The organism is Nonomuraea sp. NBC_00507, from assembly GCF_036013525.1.
In the GTDB taxonomy this organism is placed as follows: domain Bacteria; phylum Actinomycetota; class Actinomycetes; order Streptosporangiales; family Streptosporangiaceae; genus Nonomuraea.
Window position 1 is genome coordinate 1488197 of record NZ_CP107853.1, and the last position, 18283, is coordinate 1506479.

An 18283-nucleotide genomic window follows, 5' to 3' on the forward strand; every position below is an offset into this window, starting at 1 on the left:
GATCAAACTTGGGTTTCCCCTTGTGTCGTTGAGACATCGCCTAAGAGGAGGACCGGGCGATGGCAGAGACATGACGAAGGTTCGATCCCGACTTCCGGGACGGCAATGTCCGGATCGTCGAGGAGACCGGCAAGCCGATCGCGCAGGTGGCCCGGGACCTGGGAATCAATCCCGGGACGCTGGCCAACTGGGTGAACATGGCCCGCAAGCGCAAGGCACAGACTCGCTGGGCTGAAGCTCAAGCATGGGGGACCAGTGGGCGGCGGCCTGTCAATGGTCAGGTGCGTACATGGCCGCGGACACGGCCTTGATCCCTCTTCCTCTTTCGGTGGATGGGCCCATCATTGGGACGTCGTCGCTGCTGTCGGCCAGCCGCTATGGCAGGAGTAGTGGGTGACCGGGACAGATCGCAGACAGGGCAACGACAGGAAGTCGTCGTAGGCTTTCCTTGCTCGCAAGGCCATGGGTAACGAGCGAGAGAGTGTCAATTCTCTGAAGCGTGGAGACGGTTTTGTGCACAGCGGCTCTCAGCCGGGCCGACGAGGCGTTGCTCGTCTCTCGCGTGGTGAGCTGCCAATGAAATGGTCAGCTGGTGCAGGCCGCGATGGACCTTGCGAGCTGATCCGGCTTCCGGCACATGCCAGGGGTCAGAGTCGTTCGCGGCCCTGACCCTCTACGCGCGAAACACCGCTACCCAGCACGTCCGAAAGTTGCACATCGATACGGCTGTCAGTGCGCCGTCAGAAGCCGCATGAGGTCGTGGCCACGCTTAGGACGCGTCGCCAACCAAGGCCATCAAGATCAACTATGTCATGGACCCTGTCAGGCCATGATTGGAGCAACGTGCGAAGAAGGACATCATTGCTCACCGCCGCCTTCCTGGCGCTGGCGGCGATCTTACCCGTTCCAGCGGCCGGCGCGGCGACCGAGACGGAAACCGGCGCCACGACGCCCACGGGGCAGAGCATCATCACCTGGGCGCCCTGCGAGGAGGAGCCCAGCGCCGAGTGCGGCAAGCTGACCGTCCCGATCGACTGGTCCAGGCCGGAGGGCGAGACCATCGACCTAGCCATCGCCCGGCGCAAGGCCACCGACCCGGCGGCCCGTGTTGGGTCGCTGGTGATCAACCCGGGCGGCCCGGGCGGATCGGGTGTGGAGGCCGTGTACGGTGCACCCGACTCCTACACCGAGGAACTCCAGAAGCGGTTCGACATCGTCGGATTCGACCCCCGTGGCGTGGGCCGCAGCCACCCTGTGATCTGCACGGCGTCGGTGTACAACCAGATGCCGCACACCGTCATGAAGAGCCAGGTCGACTTCGAAGCCTGGGACGCCTTCACAAAAAAGCTGCACAAGGACTGCCGGGAGCGTACCGGCCCCCTGTATGACCACGTCGACTCGCGCAACGTCGCCCGCGACGTGGACGCCCTGCGCGCCGCCCTCGGCGAAGAGAAGCTCACCTACTACGGCATCTCGTACGGAACCCTGATCGGCCAGATGTACGCCGAGCAGTTCCCGAACCGTATCCGGGCCCTCGCGCTCGACAGCAACATGGACCACAGCCTCGGCGTCGCGGGCTTCCTGGCCACTGAGGCGGTCGCTGTCGAGGACGCGTTCGACGAGTTCGCGGGCTGGTGCGAGGCCGACGAGAGCTGCGTCCTGCACGGGCGTGATGTCCGCGCGATGTGGAAAGACCTGCTGGCCAAGGCGCGGCGCGGGGAGCTGTACTACCCGACCGCCCCAGACAAGCCGATGACAGAGCTGCAAGTCATCTACAACGCCGCGCTCGGCACCGAGGGGCCCGACTGGCGCACGCTGAGCGAGGTCATCAACTGGCTGAGTGGCGGCCCTGAGCCGTCGTGGGTGCCGCCGTTGCCGGGCCGGGGGCCGGTGGAGGGCGACGTGGCCGAGCTGCCGACGCGGATCCTGTGTCAGGACTACAACCTCCGGGTGCGGAACTACACGGAGTACGCCGCTCTCATGCGCGTCTCCAACAGCCTGGCGCCCGACGTGCGGTACCACCCGTACCCGATCGACGACATGCCGATCTGCCTCAACTCGACGACGACTAACCCGCCGCACCGGTTGAAGTACACGGGCGACGCCCCGATCCTGCTCGGGAACTCGCTGCACGACCCTGCCACTCCGTACACATGGTCCGCCAACGCGGCCCGGCAGCTCGGATCGAAGGCGGTGCTGCTCACGTACGAGGGCTGGGGGCATCGCATCTACGGCAAGGACAAGTGCCAGACGGACATCATCGACGAGTACCTGATCTCGTTAAAGACGCCTCCGCCCGGCACGCGCTGCGCCGTGGGCACAACTGCCGAGACCATGCAGCAGCAGCCGCAGCCGTGGCCGTCCAGCTCAAACCACTGGGCAGCGTCTCCTGCTAGGCCGGCGACGCGCGGCTGAGCTGAGCTGCGGGTCTCTACGACGGTCAGCGGTTACATCAAACGACCGCGATCGTGCAGGCGATCCCGCTCCTGCAGCTCGTCGAAGAGGGCCGTTACCCAGGACGAAAGTGCTCACGGTTTCGTTCGGTAACGGCCCATCTCATAGTGAACATCAATCTCTCCGCGGCGGCCCAACAACTCGATCCGGGTGGAGGGCATCATCCCATTGGGCGCCGAAGCGTACAGGTGTCCACGCAGATCAATAACTCTTTCATAGCCAGCAAGGGACAATATAAATTATGGCCCGCAATGATCGACGTTCAGCAGGAGAGATGTTGTCCGTGCTCGCCACCGTGTGGGTGTTGGGCACGCCGTTCTTATTCATATTCACCGTCACCTTCGGCCTGGGAGTCGGAGAAACTGAACCTGACAATATGCCACTCGCCATGGTCTTAGGGGTCGCTATGTACATAGTAGGAATTGGCATCCCTCTAGCCGGGACCTTGATTTCCATGCTGGCCGGAAAATTCATACAAGCCGGTCTGTTCGCAATCGCCCTGATCGTGGCTGTGCTGGCCGCGTGGCAGATTAGACTATTCCCGTTCAGCTTTGAGAGTGCGGTTCGCGAGTCCATGTCGGTGATGTCGCTGTGTGATCGGATGGATTTGTAGCGTTGTTGCCGGTCGGTGGGCTCGGATGTGCACGGATGTGCTGGGATGGCCGCGTGACCGAGCGCAAACGGAAGGGAGCATTGAGACCGAGACGTCCTCTCGGCCAGCGCGTCGTCCCAGCGTTGCGGCAGGAAGAGCCGCCAGTTCAACGCGGCCAAGCAGGCATCGGTGACCACGTGCACGCTGACCGCGATCTGGCAGTTGGTCACATTCCCCGCGGTCCCAGTGTACTGCCGGGCCACCCCTGGGGAGGCATCATCGTCCTTCAGATGCCCGCGGTGTCTTCCAGCACGCCCACCCGGGCGCCACTACATCGACGGCACGCTGCGCCAGGCGCCTGCGAACCGCCAGGTGATCCCAGGTAGAGGAGGTAACGAACTGCTGCAACCGTTGGGGATCCACCCCCAGCCGCTCGGCCATCGGCACCATCGACTTACGCCGCCCGTCCAGCATCAGTCGCCGCAGGTACAACCTCGCCGTTGGACCGCTGCTCCCGACGTGCGAGGGAGCCGAACACCTCACCCGCGAAATCTTCTGGCCTCGGACATCAGCCAGCCCCGCCGGAGTCATGCGAGGACCGTCTCACACAATCCCAAACTAACAAAGTGCTACTAAATGGTCCCGCCGACGCCCATGGACCTGTGAACATGACGCGAGCAGCCGGCGACATTGACACGACAGCGAGGCGAAAGGGTCCTTTGCTAGAGTGCCCCTGTGTGGCAAAATATGATACCTAGAACAATCCGTCGCGGTCCACTTCAAGTGGAACTGCTGACCCCGATCAAGACCTGGTTGCGTCTAAAGCCGTCGGCGATCGACCTCCGAACCATCGCTGAGCAATCGCCAAACTTAGGATGAGCATGAAACGCTGCATTCTTGGGGAACTTGCTGTCACCCTATTAGCCATAACAATCTTACCAGGACTCGCTTCTGCATCGCTCGCTGTTGCGGAACCTCCGCTAGCGCAAACGGATGCCGTACTGATTCAAGATCTCGCTAGAGATGTGAAGTCCCGTTGGGGTGTAAGCATCGACCCCAGAGACTATGACGTACAAATGACGCCGGCTGGAAGGCTCGTCAAACCTAAGGGGCCCGAAGTGGCGGTGAAGGTGACAACCGAATCCGATGGCTCCACACACGTCGCCATGTCCGCGCCTTCCGACTCGCGTGACGTAAAGCAGTTGACCCCGGCCACGGGCTCCACAATGCAGGAAGGCGTCACCTGGCCTTATCCCGCCTGGTGCTCTCAATTCTTCTCTGATGAGGATGGGGTCGGGCAGATGAGATGGTGTCATCAACAAGGTTTCACGACCTATCCCGGAAATCCCAAACGGTACTGGGTCACCAAAACGTGGGCAACATGCTCGGCTAAGAAAGGCGGCCCAGATTTCTGGGAAGTAGACGAATGCTATTCCGGGACCCAAAGAAGGCCAGGACTTCCCGATAGTTGGCGGTTAAACGTCCACGATTGGAACCCCAGATCCACGCAATACCCGCCAGGGACTTGCGGCCAGATCCCGCTGAATGTCACGGTCGGACCCTTCAGCGTCGGGCACACTGTGAACACATGCGAGAAGCTCGTCCCCTCGCCTGGGCCTCGAGAAGAGGACTTTAAGGTGAGATGGGTAGGAGACTCCTACTGGGACACAGACGTTCGCGAAACCGCCAGCCTTTTATCAATAAGCGACCAGGCGCCGCCGGGGTCCGCCCATGGCTTTCCCAGCTATTATATTGTGCACGTCGCCGGATATAAATATTCGCAGTGCAATCCTCCGCCGCAGATCATCGACATGTGCAACTTCTAACGCAGGCCATGACGCGCCACCGAATCATGTGGGCTCTTCGGAGTTAGGTGGGGTCGGTGGCAATCCCCTCGAACCGTAGAGGCTCTGGTTGATCATCTTCGGTCTTTAGGATCTTGCTCGTGCGCCGCGCGTCCTCGCGATGGGCAGGCCTTGTCCTGCCCGCTTCTCCTGCCCACCGGGTCGCAGAGGCTCCGGGGTCAAGGGCGGCCGCAGGCCGTCGCCGTAGGCCGATCGCGAAGCGACCCTTGAGGCCGGAGAGAGCGGGCCCCGGTATGCTGCGCGGCGTATCCCCCAGCCCGCACCCGGCAAGGGAAGAGCGCGGCGGCTCATGCCGCCTCCTTCTTGTCCTTCTGCCGCGCAGCGGCCCTGCGCTTGCGGCGAGCCTGCTTCTTCTCAGCGATCCGGGCGCGGATCTTGTCCTGCTCAGCCACGTCCAGCTGCTCGAACTCCACCGGCGGGCGCAGACCGTTGGCGGTATGCAACCGCTCATGATTGAAGTCCTCAACCCAGGCGGCCACCGCGGCGCGGGCCTGCCGGTGCGTGTCGAACGGTCCGGCCAGGCGCAGCAGCTCGAACTCCATCGAGGAAAACAGCGCTTCGGCGGGCGCGTTGTCCAGCGCCGATCCGGTGCGGCCCATCGACTGCTCAACTCCCAGCCGCCGGCAGGCCTGCCGGAACAGGCCCGCGGTGTACTCGCTGCCCCGGTCGGTGTGCATGACCACCCCCGCCACGTCCCCGCCCCGCACGGCCACGGCCATCTGCAACGCGCCCAGCGCCAGCGCGGCGTCGTGATGCTCGCTGATGGCGTAGCCCACGATGCGGCGGGAGAACAGGTCCGAGACCGCCGCCAGTTGCAGCGGGCCCTGGCCGGTGGGGATCTCGGTGCCGTCCCCGACCCAGCGCCGGTTGGCCGCGGTCGCCGAAAGTCGCGCCGCAGCCGGTCGCCGGCGTGCCAGCGGCCCGAGCCTGGGCGGGTGGTGCTCTTGCGCTTGCTGCCCGGGCGGGCGGCCAGCCCATGCTCGCGCATGATCTTCGCGACCGTGTTGTCGGAGATCCGCCAGCCTTCCCGGCGCAGATGCTCGGCGATCCGGGGCGAGCCGTCGGCGCCCTTGCGCCGCCAGAACATCGAGATCACCGCCTCGACCAGGCGTAACCGCCGACGTTCCCGCGTACTGGGGCCATCGCGAGCACGTCCCAGCCACTTATACAGCCAGGCGGGCGAGACGCCCACCGCCCGGCATGACACCGCATAGGGGATGCGGTGATCACTCCTCTGGGCGGCGATGAAGCGGGCCAGGGCTACCGCTGCGTCGCTTCCTTGACCCAGAGGACGACGCTGCGTTTGAGCACATCACGCTCCATCCGCAGCTCGGCGTTCTCCTTGCGCAGCCGCGCCAGCTCGGCCCGCTCATCGGCATCCAGCCCGCCGTTCCCCAGCGCATTCCGCTTGCGAGCCATGTTCACCCAGTTGGCCAGCGTTCCCGGGTTCATCCCCAGATCACGAGCCACCTCAGCGATCGACTTGCCGGTCTCCTCCACGATCCGGACCGCACCGTCCCGGAAATCCGGATCGAACCTCCGTCGTGTCTCTGCCATCGCCCCTCCTCTTAAGGCGATGCCTCAACGATACGAGGGGAAACCCAGTCGGGGTTTCCGCGGCCGCGTGGGTGGTGGTGCAGCGGGTGCGTAGGCGTTGGTTTTCGGGGTTGCGGAAGCCGTGGGCGTCGCGGGCGGTGATCTTGATGACGTGGTTGGTGCCTTCGGAGCCGGTGTTGGTGATGCCGGTGTGGAGGAAGGCGAGAATTTCGGGCCATCAGATTTTTGATGGTGGTGGCCGGGCGGCGGAGTGGGGGCAGGCCGCAGGTGGCGCAGCGGTCGTGGAAGCGGGACAGCCGGTCGGTGATGAGCGTGCGGTCGGGGTGGGTGCGGGCCAGGGCGAGCAGGTCCAGCAGGTCCAGCAGGTCTTTCTTGGCGTTGCACGCGGTCGGGATCGGCCGGCCCAGCCGTGCGGGCAGGGCTTGCAGGTCATCGATCATCGGATCCGGTTGAGAGCCGTGCATCCGGGCTGCGGAGCGGGTGAACCGGTTGCGCAGTTCCCATTCCCGGTTGCCTGTGCGTCCGCGTCGGCCGCAGATCTGGACGGTGAGCGCGGTGTTGGCCAGGTGCACGAGGTGAAAGTGATGGGCCACCAGCGTGGTTCGCGGTAACGCGGCGCGTACGGCGGCTTTGAAGATGGTGCACGTATCGATCGCGACGAAGTTCCCCCGCGCCCGCCAGGCCGGGTCACGCTGGTTGAGCCAGCTGGTGACGGCGGCGATGGTGCGGCCTTCGACCTGGCCGAGCAGGCCCTGTTCGCCGGACAGATCGACGAACCCGGTGTGCCGGCGCTTCAGCGCCGTCGTCCACGTGCCGGTGGCCTCTTCCAGCATCCGCCGCGGCCGGCCGCGGCGGGCCTTCATCGATGCTCGGAACGGCGACCGGCTCGGGCTGGGCGGGCGGCGCCCGGCGGCGTGCGCGGTGAAAGCGCCGAGACGATCGGCCAGGACATCTCGTGATCCTGGGCCGATGGGATCACCGTCGGCCCGCCATCTCCCACGACGGTGCCGGCGGCTTGGCGTAATCGCCGGGTCAGCCGGGAGCGTGCCGGGATCTGCGGCGCCTGTTCGGTGAACGTCTGACGCGGGCAGGACGCCTGGTCACAGCACCAGCGACGCTTGCGCCAGCGCAACGCACACCGCCGCCCGCCGCCCGGCAGGTCCGCGGGCGGGTGCTCACCCATTCCTTCATCCGCACCGCGGCAACTCCGCACTGCGGGCCACATCTGGCCCGTTCATCCGCGGTGGCCAGGTGCACCACCGGCCCGTCCTGCACTCCGTCACCTGCGGCGACGACCTTCGCGACACTCATCCCATCCCGGCCGAGCAGCAGCGCCGTATCGTTGACAAGCTCGCGGCTTCTCTGACGTGATCTTCCTATCTCAACAACAAGAAGGATCACCGAGAGCCACGAACTCCCTCGAGCCCCCTGGAGCCCGGTGCACCCTCAAACCCCGATCAAGTTTCGAAGAGCCATCGTGTGGAGCCCGGCAGGTGTTCTCATAAGGCGAGTATGCGGTGATACGCGCGGCCAAGCGCCCTGGCTACCCGTATCTCGTGCTGGACGGCACGCTCATCCCCATCGATCGGGTGGCCGCCGACCGGCCGTACTATTCCATCAAGCACAAGAAGTACGGTATGAACATCCAGGTGTCCTGGCCGCTCCTGATGGCACACTCTTGTGGATCTCCGGCTCCCTACCAGGCTCGGTATACGACCTCAAAGCCCCCCGGATCTGGGGCATCGTGTGCCGCCTACAGGCGGTCGGCTGGTCACCCTGGCCGATAAAGGCCTGATCGACCGACTCGCCGCCACGGGCTCCGTGCTTCGGGTGACCGACCCGCACGACACCTCACCGACAGGGTTGGCCGCGACAAGCCGATCCCGCAGGAGCCATCAATGGCCAGCCTCCGATCACGTCAGCAGCGCGACAGGGAAACGACAGAGCGAACTGCCAGACTTCTGGCCGCGCGGGGCCGCCCTTCTTTGCGAATTCACCCGGGCAGGCGAACTCGTCCGGGCAGCGAGGCCGGACGGCCCGCGTCTTACAGTTCAACCTGAATCGGAGTTCCGTTGAAGAACATTGTCATGCTCGCGCTCGGAGCCTTCACCGCCTTGGCACCCGCACCTGTCCTGGCCTCCGCCGCATCCGCCGCATCCGTACAGGTTACGGTGGACAGCCATCTCCGGCCGGGGGAGACCCTCAAGGCGGGTCAGACCCGGCGCTCGCCCAACGGGCAGTACCTGCTGGCCATGCAGGCCGACGGCAACCTGGCCTTCTACAACAGCGCCAAGAAGGGGCTCTGGTCCACCGGAACAAGTGGCAACAGGGGTGCCACCGCAGTGATGCAATATGACGGCAATCTCGTGGTCGTGAGCGCCGGAAGGAAGGCGTTGTGGTCCACGGGGACGGCGACCGCTCCGGGTGCGTCGCTCACCGTCCAGAACGACGGCAATCTGGTCCTCTACAGCAAGGACGGGGACCCGCTGTGGGAACGCAGGGCGAACTTCGCCAGGCTGACCTCAAACCGGATGCTGGAGCCGGGCGAGTACATACGCTCTGCCAAGCGTCAGTACATCCTGCTCATGCAGAACGACGGCAACCTGGTCATGCAGCACAAGAACACCGCGCTATGGAGTAGCAAGACCGCTGGCAACGCGGGCGCGTTCGCCGTGATGCAGAACGACGGCAACTTCTGTGTCCATACCCGAGATGAGAAGCCGCTGTGGTGCACGAAGACCTCCTCCAACCCTGGCGCCTTCCTGCAGATTCAAGACGATGGCAACGCGGTGGTCTACAGCGCAGCGGGGAAGCCGCTATGGTCTTCCAACACGTGATGTAGCTCAGCACCTGTAGAGCAGGGCCACGGCGAAGTATCGGTAACAGCCTGAGTGTCCGTTTCGTGGAGTGACTGTTCCAGGGGTGTAAGAGGGTCAAGACTCGTCTGAGGACGAGAACAGGCACGACCTTCGAGATCATGAGGGTCTCGACGCCTAATGATCTCCAGAGAAGACCGTGCCTGTCCCCTCATCATCGCCGATCAGTGCTGCCCTTGGCCAACTGGCCGAGCGTGGGCTGGTGGCCGCCTCCTCTGCCGACTGCCTCAGCCTGCTGGAGTGCTTCCAGCGACTTCGCGACCCCCGTGATCCGCGTGGTGTCCGACACGCACTGGCGTCGTTATTGGCCGGTGCCGCGGCTGCTGTGCTGGCCGGTGCGCGCTCGTTCACCGCGATCGGTGAATGGATCGCCGATGCCCCCGCCCAGGTGATGGCCGTCCTCGGGGTTCGGCGGGATCCGCTGAGCCGGGCATGGCAGCCGCCGGACGAGTCAACCGTGCGACGTCTGTTCGAGCAGATCGACACCGACGCCCTGGATCAGGCGGTCTGCTCCTGGCTGGCCGGGCGAGCCGCCACGGCTGGCGCCTTCACCGACGGCACCTTCACCGACGGCCCGGCTCGTGCGCGTCGCCGAGCCGTGGCCGTCGACGGCAAGGCACTGCGCGGCACACGCAACCGCGGCGGTGAGCCGGTCCATCTGCTGGCCGCCTTCGGCCACGGCAGCGGCCTGGTCCTCGCGCAGACCGACGTAGATGGCAAGACCAACGAGATCACCCGCTTCCAGCCCTTGCTGGAGCCTCTCGACCTGGCCGATCACGTGGTCACCGCCGATGCCTTATGCCGAAGTCGGCATAAGGCGTCTTATGAGGACCTGCGGGTTATGCCGACCTCGCTGTCCGGGGAGGTGCCTGGAACCGTTGTCGTGGACGGCGAGATCGGCATAATCACAACCCTTCCAGGAAGGCCATGACGGTGTCGGAGGGACGGAAGCGGCCGGGAGCGGTATCCAACGGCGCTGTGCGGGCGAGTGCCTTTTCCTTGAGCGCGAGGTCGGCGTGGATGTAGATCTGGGTGGTGGCGACGCTCTCGTGGCCCAGCCATAGGGCGATGACGGTGCTGTCGACGCCAGCCGCGAGCAGCCGCATGGCGGCGGTGTGCCGCAGCACGTGGGGTGAGATCTTCTTCTGGTTCAGGGTCGGCTGCGTGCGCCCGGCGAGTCCGGCGTACTGGGCCAGTCGACGTTCCACCGCGTCGCGGCTCATCGCGGTGCCATGCCGACTGGGGAAGAGCGGGTCGGCGGGGGCTTGGGGGCGTTCGGCGAGCCAGGCGCGGAGCACGGTTGTGGTGGTGGAGGTCAGCGGGGTGATGCGTTGTTTTCGTCCCTTGCCGTGGCAGGTGACGTGAGCGCCGGTTCCCAGGCGGATGTCGGCTCGGGTGAGCGCGGTGAGCTCGGAGACTCGCAGCCCGGTCTGCAGGGCCAAAACGAGCATGGCGTGATCACGGCGTCCGGTCCAGGTGGTGGTGTCTGGTGCGGCGAGCAGCGCGGTGATCTCGGGCTCGGTGAGGTAGGTGACCAGCCGGTGGTCGAAGCGCTTGGGCGGGATCGCCAGTACTCGCTGGATTACGGCCGCGTGGTCGAGGTGGCGCAGGGCCGCGAAGCGGAACAGGGCGTGGATCGCGGCCAGTCGGGCGTTGCGGGTCCGGACACCGTTGCCGCGGTCGTGCTCAAGGTGCTCAAGAAACGCGCCGGCCATCGGCGCATCCAGATCGATGATCTCAAGATCGGAGGGCTGCTTGCCGGTCTGCTCAGCGGCAAAGGCCAGTAAGAGCTTGAGCGCGTCCCGGTAGGCGGCGATGGTGTGCGCGCTGGCGCTGCGCTGCCGGGTCAGGTAATCGGTGAAGAACGCCTGCACGGTGGATGCCAGAGTACTCATCGGGGATCTTCCTGGTGCGTCTCGAGGCGGTCGGCCGCGAGAGCGAGCAACTCCGGAGCGGCGGACAGATACCAGTAGGTGTGCTTGGGATCGGTATGGCCGAGATAGGTCGACAGGCGCGGCAGCATCGCCGGAACATCGGCCCCGGTCCGATACCACTCCAGCAGGGTGGTGACCGCGAACGTGTGTCTCAGGTCGTGAATGCGCGGGGTGCATCCCGATGACCGCGACCTCAACCCGGCGCGGATCACCAGCGCGTGGAAGATCTCCCAGACCCGGTTGTAACGCAACCGGCAGCCCCGGGTGGACAGCAACAGGGCAGATGATCGCGGGCAGGGTATGACCTGGTCACATAGCCGCAGGTAGTCCCGCAGCCCAGCGGTAGTCGTCGGGTGAAGCGGCAGCTGCCGGGTCTTCCCGAACTTGGTGTCGCGCACCGACAACACGCCGAGCGTGGCGTCGAAGTCCTCGCGGTCGAGCCGGATGGCTTCTCCGATGCGCATGCCGGTGACGGCCAGCAGCCGGATCAAGGTCTGATAGGTCGCGGCGGGGAACGGGACGGGCAACTGTCCGGCTGCCCGCGCCAAAGCGGCGATCTCGTGATCGGTATAGAGGTAAGGAACGACGTGTCGGTGGCCGCTGGGGATTAACCCGCGGGGCGGTATCTGATGTGCTGGATCGATCGCATGCAGGTGGGCCGCGAAACCGCGGACCATCGACAGGCGCATCGCCCACCAGCGCGGGCGCGCTGAGCTCGGCAAGGCCGCCCAGGCCAGAGCATGGTCGACGGTAACGGTCGTGGCTTGGCTCGCCGCGAGATACTCCAGGAACTGCCGTAGCAGCTTGGCGTGCCGCTCCATCTTGAACCCCATGGCCCGGCGGATGGCCAGGTACTCCTCCAGTCGCTGATGCAATCGGCTCACGTGGTCGCTCACGTGCTCTCCCCGGGCCAGGGACGAGCCAGCGCACGGAGTCCCTCGTAGTCGACCTTGGCGTATTGCGCGGTGGTGATCGCGTGCTGATGACGCAGTACCTGGCCGATCTCTTCCAGCGACGCCCCGGCATGGAGCATGCTGGTCGCCGCGGTGTGACGCAGTCGGTGCGCGAAGATGGTCCCCATGCCGCAGCGGCGGGAAGCGCGAGCCACCGCCTGCGTGACCGCGCCACGAGTCAAGGGCCGGTGCGGGGCACGAATCCCGACGAATACCGCCCGGGTTTTCGCCGGAGCCGGGCGACCTGCGCTCAGGTAGGCCACCACCGCCTCTCCGACATCGACTGGGAGCGGCAGACGGTCGTGCCGGTTTCCCTTGCCGCGCACCACGATCTCGCCCCGCCGCCAGTCGATGTCGTTCAGGCGCAGAGTGGCCACCTCACCGGCCCGCAGCCCCAACCTGGTCAGCATCAACAACATCGCCCGATCGCGCCGCCCGACCGGGGTGGTCAGGTCGCACGAGGCGAGTAGCCGAGTGACCTGCTCACTGGTGAGGTACTTGGGAAGCCCGGACAGCTTCCAGTTGGCGGCCGTAGGCACGGCTCCCACCAGTGAGGAGCCAGTCACTCCGCGCAGATGCAGGAATCGCAGCAGCGATCGAAGCGCCGTAGCCGTGCGTTGCACCGTCGCCGGTGCGACGTTCTGCCCGCAGGCCAGGATGAACGCAGTCACATCGACGGCAGTCAGTGTCTCCAGATTGAGGCGCCCGTCGCGGATCCGTCCGGTCAGGAACGGACGGATCAAGTCCGCTTCACGCTGGATGGTGGCTGAGACCAGTCCGCGTTCTCGAGCGAGATAGACCGCGTACTCGGCCAGGAACGACTCCACCGGCCCGAGCGCCTGCTCCCGCCCGGGCAACGGCGCGATCCCGATCTTCTGCAGATACTCCGTCAGCGGTCGCAGCGCCCGTAGTGACAGCCCATCGCGACACCCGCCGGCCCGGCGATCAGCGACGAACTCCTTCAGCAGCGGCGTACGCACCGCCGAACAGTCCATGCCGCGTTCTCCCAGCCACCGGCTGAGACCCGCCATCAGCCGAAGATGGACGACCCGGACTTCCCGTGAGTAACCGACCAGCTCCAACTCGTCGCTGAAGCCTGCCCGGAACGCCGCCAGTGGTCCCAGAACCTGGACCAGTGCTGGATCTCTCATGTTCCTCCCCTCTCCACGTGTTAGGAGAGGCAGAAACATGATCGAGAGCCTGTTATGCCGACCTCATCGTCTGGATACTGCTGGCCACTCAGGAAAACCAGCAGGAGGTCGGCATAACCCGTAGGTCCTCATAAGACGCCCTGCACACCCAGCGCGAGCACGCCACTTTCCTCATCGAGCAAAACGCGCGCACTACGTCTTGATGGTCAAGAAGAACCAGCCCAGCTTGTACGCGCAGGTCAAGCGGTTGTCCTGGAAACAGATCCTCGTACTGCACCGCGAACGCGACCGCGGGCACGGACGTGAGGAACGCCGCACCCTCAAAGTCGTCACCGTCACCACCGGACTGCTATTCCCTCACGCCGTCCAGGCGATGCAGATCAAACGCCAGGTAAGGGACGGCAGAGTGGGCAGATGGCGGACTGTGACCGTCTACGCGATCACCGATCTGCCCGCCTGGCAGGCCCCTCCCGCCGACCTGGCCGCATGGATCCGCGGCCACTGGAACATCGAGAACCGACTGCATTACGTCCGCGACGTCACGTACGCCGAAGACCACAGCCAGGTCCGTACCGGCAACGCGCCCCGCGCCATGGCCACCCTGCGCATTCTCTGAACTAAATATGATCATGATTCGCTTGGCTCTTCGGCGCACTGGCTGGCATGCCGAGGTCGATGGCGGATGATCGGCGATTCAGTTGGGCGAGTTTGTCTTCGGCGCCGACGAGGCTGATCTTGAGTCCTTCGGCTTCGCCGAGCCAGCCTTCGCGTTCGGCTTCTGCGATGCGGTCGGTGAGATTGTCCCGGATCTCTTCCAGGCGTGGTCGTTGTCTTGGATCGGGCCAGAGCATCGGGCAGCGGATGCAGGCGTGTTCGTGGATGCAGGGGGTGGCGAACGCGCGGCCGCAGGTGCCGGTGGAGACTTTTCGGCGTTCGAAATGGCCGAGGAATTCTTGCCATTCATCGTCAGTGGGGACGCGGTATTCCTCGGTGGGGCGCAGCGCCCGCCGCCGGGCCAGGAACGCCAGGTGGGCTTGGATCGCTTCGTCGGGGTAGATCGCCTTGTAGCCGAGGGTGACGTTGATGTCGCGGTGACCGGCGATGATCTGCGCGATGTGCGGGGGCAGCCCGCTCATGATGGCATCGGTGATGAAGATCCGGCGGAAGTCGTGCGGGGTGTAGTGCAGTGGTTGCCCGTCTGCGGGATCAATCAGGCCGGTGTGGGCGAGAGCGGCGTTGAGCATGTTGCGGATGGCGCCGTCACAGATGCGGCGGTTTTCGACGCCGTATCTGCGCTGGAACAGCCACGGTGAGGCGGCCAGCCACACACATTCGCGGCGGTCGTATGCGGGGATGATGGGGATCGCCCCGGTGTCGTCCCGGACGCGGCGGATGATGGTGGACAGCACCTCGGCCAATTCCGGGCTGACCAGCAGGAGTCGTTCGGTATCGGTCTTGGACGGAGCGATCTGCAGCAACGGCACGAGTTCGCCGGTGGTGGGCAGCCGGTATTGGACCAGGCTGTGATGGGAGAGTTCGGTCAGCTCCTCGATGCGGACACCGGTGGCCCTGAGGATCTCCACCGCGGCCCATGCCCAGAACGCCAGATCTTCCTCCATGCCCAGGTCGCGACGTTTCCCGGTGAGTGGATCATCCACCCAGACCTTGTCCGTGACGGGGCGCGCGATGATCGATCGGGTCAGGGTCTGGCCGGCTGCGGTGAAGGTGTCCCCGGGCCGGGTCCGGCGGGCTGTCTGCAGCAGTGATTCGGCGTTCTTGCGTCGCTCGTCGACGGTGCGCACGAGCACCGGCAGGACAGGAAGCCGTTCACGGGTGCGGGCGTCCATTCGCGATTTGCGCTGCCGGGCGGCCTTGCGCTGGTTGATCTCCTCTGCGCCGATCGGACACGGAGCAACCCACCTGCCCCAGCGGCCGGGGTCTTCGATCGCCCATTGGGCCAGATCCAGATAGAAGGCCCGGACCGGCGTCAGGCAAGGGCGATAGCCGATCCGGTCGACGGTGACGATCGTCTTGTCGCCCGTGTCCGTGGGGATCGTCTTTTGCCGGGTGCGCAGGCGTTGCTTCCACGCCTGGGCGACCTCGGCGGGCAGGTTCAGACTGTCGATCCCAGGGTGATGGCGTTCCAGGTCTTTCCAGAACCGGTTCGCCAGGTCGGCCGACAGGGTCCGCAAGGTGCTGTAGTCGATCGCTGGCTGGCGTTCGCGCAGATAGTCCACGAGCAGGTCGCGGATCGGACGACAGGCCAGGTGGTAACGGTCGATCAGTTCTTCGGGTGTTCGCTGCCCCGCACTGCGCAGTTCCCGCAATCGGTCGGGAACTCCAGCGCCGAAGACGCCCATCTGGCGAAGCACCCGATAGAAGGCGGTGCCGTCCACCATGGGCCGTTGATGAACGGTCATCTCAGTGTCCATCAATTCCAGGACGTCACCGATGGTGATGTCGGCAACCGCGCCGCCCTTGGCCGCGATGATGATGGCGGCGCGGTGCAGCACATGGCCCGCGGCCGTGGAGGAAAGGTGGGGGTCGCGATCGCACAGGTCCCGCAGTGTTCCGCGCCACGCTGCATGAGGACGTAGTGGGGTTGTCGGTCGCTGATGGTGTTGATCAGTGACCGAGGGGTGGGTTGGGCGTGTCCGGTTTCGTGTGCGACGCCATCGTGAGCACGACCGCCCGCGTCTGAACTCGTGATCATGGTTTCAGTCGGGTGGCTTGGGCTTTGGGTTGCTCATGGCGCTCAGGGCCGCATGTCCCCGAGGCGTATTCCAGGGGTGTGCTATGCCCGACGGTGCGAGGTGTGGTGGACGGTTGCCGACCGGATCGACCGGGACACGGTTGCCGTTCCCGTCACCGTGGGGGCGTGAGAAATCCTGGCGTTCAACAAGTCGGGATGATCCCATTTCTATAGGCTCGCAAGACATGACGAAACCCTCCGGCCGCTCTGCCTTGATGGCCCAACTCGCTGCCACTTGCCGATCGGATTCCTCGGATTGATCGATTTCCGGTATCACATCGCCTCCATCGTCTCGATCTTCCTTGCGCTGACGGTGGGCATCGTGCTCGGCACCTCACTGCTCCAGGAACCGGCACTCAAGACGACCCAGGACCTCACGGCACAGCTGGCCACGACGAAGGAGGAACTGCGCACTCAGATCAAAGCGCTGGAGCGCCTCCAAGCGGAGAATGACGCGTTCATCGCCGCCGCGACGCCAGAGCGAGTAGCCGAGTTGCTCAGGGGTGAGCGGGTCCTACTCATGGAGGCGCCGGATGCGAACCCCGCCGAGCGCGAGGCGATCCTGGACACGCTCATACAGGCCGGCGCCGACTACGCCGGCCAGGTCACGCTCAAGGACGCGTACGTTGACCAACAGCGTCTCGACCAGCTCGGCATGCTGGTCAACAGACTCATGCCGGTCGACATGCCCACCGATACCGCAGCCACCCCCTATGAGAAGGCTGCCATGCTGCTCGGCGCCGCGCTCATGACCAACGACCCCGCTCAAGCGGGAACTCTCAACAAGGAAAACCCCACAGTGCTCGACGAGTTCGAGCGGGCTGGACTGCTCAGCATCGACCGGGAGCCGGGCAAACGCGCGACGATCGCCGTCATGATCCCTCCCGAGGATCCGTACGAAGGCGAGCACGCCGAGGCGCAGGCCAGCGCACTCGTCTCGCTGGCAGCCAGGCTCGACGCAGCGAGCCGAGGCACCGTACTCGCTGGCGGCAACACCGCCACCCTCCCTGGCGGCCTCATCGCTGCCTTGCGCGACAAGAACGAGACCATCAAGCACATCACTACCGTCGACACCGCCGATACCCCGTTGGGGCGTATCACGGTCGTCTACGCCCTGCGAGAGCAGCTGACCGGACGGGCCGGCCATTACGGCACGGGCCCCGGAGCTTCGTCATTCCCGCTCACGACGCCCTCGAAGGCATCGACCCCATCGCCTCACCGGTAAGGGATTGCACCATCACCGAATCGAGATCAACGATCGGGATGTGACACGAGCATTGAGATCCCGGGTGAAGGCTGCGGGTTGGTGACGGTAGGAGATCAATCGGATCGTCCTGGTTGATCGTCGGGGAGGCCGGCCGTCACGGTGACCGTGTTCTGAGTGACGTGAGTCACATGGCAACGGCCCTCCCGGTATCGATTGGCAGCGAGCTCGGAAGGGCCGTGCGTGCGTGCCCGGAGGCACCTTGATCACGGTAGAGGTCGACGCGGCTGAGGTCGAGCGGCGATTACGAGCAGGTGAGATCACGTGCCCGTCGTGCGCTGGCGTGCTGACCGGGTGGGGCTTCGGGCGTCGGCGCCGGCTGCGGAGTATGGGCGAGGCGCTGATCGAGATCAGGCCGCGGCGGACGCGATGCGGCTCGTGCGCGCGGACGCACGTGTTGCTGCCGGTCACGGGGTTGCTGCGGCGAGCTGACGGGGTCGAGGTGATCGGGGCCGCATTGGAGGCGAAGGCCCGTGGCACAGGGCATCGCCGGATCGCCGCCGACCTGGGCCGTCCGCCGTCGACGGTTCGAGGCTGGCTGCGACGCTTCGCCGCGTCGGCCGGGCGGGTGCGGGCCGCCTTCACCACGGTGCTGGTGCGGGTGGCGGGCAGCACGCAACTGGTCCTTCCCGCGGCGGCGCCGACCGCGTTCGCCGACGCGGTGGCCGCCGTCGTCGCCTTGTCCATGGCCGTGGGGCGGCGCTTCGCCAAGGGCTTCTTCGTCAACGCGTTGTCCCCATGGCTGGTGGCCTGCGCGGCGACCGGCGGCCGTCTGCTGGCGCCGCCCGGGCGAGGCGAGTTGATCAACACGAGTGCGCTCTTGGGAGCGATGATGTGAGCGCGGCACGATTCCCGGTGATCTTTGTTGTCGATCATCGAGGAGTG

14 protein-coding genes and 5 pseudogenes are annotated in these 18283 nt (G+C 65.4%); 9 read left to right on the forward strand and 10 right to left on the reverse strand.

The features are described from left to right. Positions 1 to 86 precede the first annotated feature (86 nt). From OHA25_RS61165 to OHA25_RS07640, 3 genes and pseudogenes are all read left to right on the forward strand, one after another. A pseudogene (locus OHA25_RS61165) lies at positions 87 to 311 on the forward strand (transposase); the annotation flags it as partial. A gap of 532 nt (positions 312 to 843) precedes the next feature. Further along, on the forward strand, positions 844 to 2415 hold the full coding sequence (locus tag OHA25_RS07635) for an alpha/beta fold hydrolase (RefSeq protein ID WP_327586876.1): 1572 nt from the start codon (positions 844 to 846) through the stop codon (positions 2413 to 2415). A gap of 280 nt (positions 2416 to 2695) precedes the next feature. Then, a complete protein-coding gene (locus OHA25_RS07640) occupies positions 2696 to 3067 on the forward strand; it encodes a hypothetical protein (protein WP_327586877.1) in 372 nt (123 codons plus the stop codon). Positions 3068 to 3135: 68 nt separating this feature from the next. Here the strand turns inward: OHA25_RS07640 and OHA25_RS61170 are convergent. From OHA25_RS61170 to OHA25_RS07655, 6 genes and pseudogenes are all read right to left on the reverse strand, one after another. Further along, positions 3136 to 3584, reverse strand: a pseudogene (locus OHA25_RS61170) (transposase); the annotation flags it as partial. 1614 nt (positions 3585 to 5198) lie between these two features. Further along, positions 5199 to 5993: an IS3 family transposase gene (locus OHA25_RS07645; protein WP_442942171.1), complete on the reverse strand. Its 795-nt coding sequence runs from the start codon at positions 5991 to 5993 to the stop codon at positions 5199 to 5201. After that, positions 5879 to 6118: pseudogene (locus OHA25_RS61175) on the reverse strand (IS3 family transposase); the annotation flags it as partial. The gene OHA25_RS07645 and the pseudogene OHA25_RS61175, both read right to left, overlap by 115 nt. Before the next feature lie 53 nt (positions 6119 to 6171). Beyond that, on the reverse strand, positions 6172 to 6468 hold the full coding sequence (locus tag OHA25_RS07650; RefSeq protein ID WP_327586879.1) for a transposase: 297 nt from the start codon (positions 6466 to 6468) through the stop codon (positions 6172 to 6174). Then, positions 6383 to 6676 carry a transposase gene (locus tag OHA25_RS61180; RefSeq protein ID WP_442942173.1) on the reverse strand — a complete coding sequence of 98 codons (294 nt, stop codon included), beginning with the start codon at positions 6674 to 6676 and terminating at the stop codon, positions 6383 to 6385. The genes OHA25_RS07650 and OHA25_RS61180 overlap by 86 nt, the downstream gene beginning before the upstream one ends. Before the next feature lie 19 nt (positions 6677 to 6695). Continuing rightward, positions 6696 to 7331: pseudogene (locus tag OHA25_RS07655) on the reverse strand (transposase); the annotation flags it as partial. Between the two features lie 687 nt (positions 7332 to 8018). On the opposite strand from OHA25_RS07655, the pseudogene OHA25_RS07660 reads away from it, so the two are divergent. From OHA25_RS07660 to OHA25_RS07670, 3 genes and pseudogenes are all read left to right on the forward strand, one after another. After that, a pseudogene (locus OHA25_RS07660) lies at positions 8019 to 8200 on the forward strand (transposase family protein); the annotation flags it as partial. A gap of 340 nt (positions 8201 to 8540) precedes the next feature. Continuing rightward, positions 8541 to 9305: a hypothetical protein gene (locus OHA25_RS07665; RefSeq protein WP_327586881.1), complete on the forward strand. Its 765-nt coding sequence runs from the start codon at positions 8541 to 8543 to the stop codon at positions 9303 to 9305. Positions 9306 to 9546: 241 nt separating this feature from the next. Continuing rightward, entirely contained in the window at positions 9547 to 10275 is a 729-nt protein-coding gene (locus OHA25_RS07670; protein ID WP_327586882.1) for an ISAs1 family transposase, read from the forward strand. On the opposite strand, the gene OHA25_RS07675 is transcribed toward OHA25_RS07670, so the two are convergent. From OHA25_RS07675 to OHA25_RS07685, 3 genes are read right to left on the reverse strand one after another with little or no spacing between them, the layout of a single operon-like run. Then, positions 10250 to 11239: a tyrosine-type recombinase/integrase gene (locus OHA25_RS07675; protein WP_327586883.1), complete on the reverse strand. Its 990-nt coding sequence runs from the start codon at positions 11237 to 11239 to the stop codon at positions 10250 to 10252. The genes OHA25_RS07670 and OHA25_RS07675 overlap by 26 nt on opposite strands. Beyond that, positions 11236 to 12174 carry a tyrosine-type recombinase/integrase gene (locus tag OHA25_RS07680; RefSeq protein ID WP_327586884.1) on the reverse strand — a complete coding sequence of 313 codons (939 nt, stop codon included), beginning with the start codon at positions 12172 to 12174 and terminating at the stop codon, positions 11236 to 11238. The genes OHA25_RS07675 and OHA25_RS07680 overlap by 4 nt, the downstream gene beginning before the upstream one ends. Beyond that, the gene (locus tag OHA25_RS07685) at positions 12171 to 13262 is read right to left on the reverse strand and encodes a tyrosine-type recombinase/integrase (protein WP_327586885.1); all 1092 of its coding nucleotides are present in this window, start codon (positions 13260 to 13262) and stop codon (positions 12171 to 12173) included. The genes OHA25_RS07680 and OHA25_RS07685 overlap by 4 nt, the downstream gene beginning before the upstream one ends. Before the next feature lie 250 nt (positions 13263 to 13512). On the opposite strand from OHA25_RS07685, the gene OHA25_RS07690 reads away from it, so the two are divergent. Next, positions 13513 to 13998 (forward strand): ISAs1 family transposase, encoded by a 486-nt coding sequence (locus OHA25_RS07690; RefSeq protein WP_327590944.1) that lies wholly within the window; start codon positions 13513 to 13515, stop codon positions 13996 to 13998. Position 13999: 1 nt separating this feature from the next. Here OHA25_RS07690 and OHA25_RS07695 read toward each other — a convergent pair whose 3' ends face one another. Then, on the reverse strand, positions 14000 to 15895 hold the full coding sequence (locus OHA25_RS07695) for a site-specific integrase (protein ID WP_327586886.1): 1896 nt from the start codon (positions 15893 to 15895) through the stop codon (positions 14000 to 14002). Between the two features lie 495 nt (positions 15896 to 16390). On the opposite strand from OHA25_RS07695, the gene OHA25_RS07700 reads away from it, so the two are divergent. Next, positions 16391 to 17359 (forward strand): copper transporter, encoded by a 969-nt coding sequence (locus OHA25_RS07700; protein ID WP_327586887.1) that lies wholly within the window; start codon positions 16391 to 16393, stop codon positions 17357 to 17359. Positions 17360 to 17600: 241 nt separating this feature from the next. After that, positions 17601 to 18236, forward strand: a complete 636-nt coding sequence (locus OHA25_RS07705; protein WP_327586888.1) for a helix-turn-helix domain-containing protein — start codon at positions 17601 to 17603, stop codon at positions 18234 to 18236. The last annotated feature ends 47 nt before the right edge of the window (positions 18237 to 18283 follow it).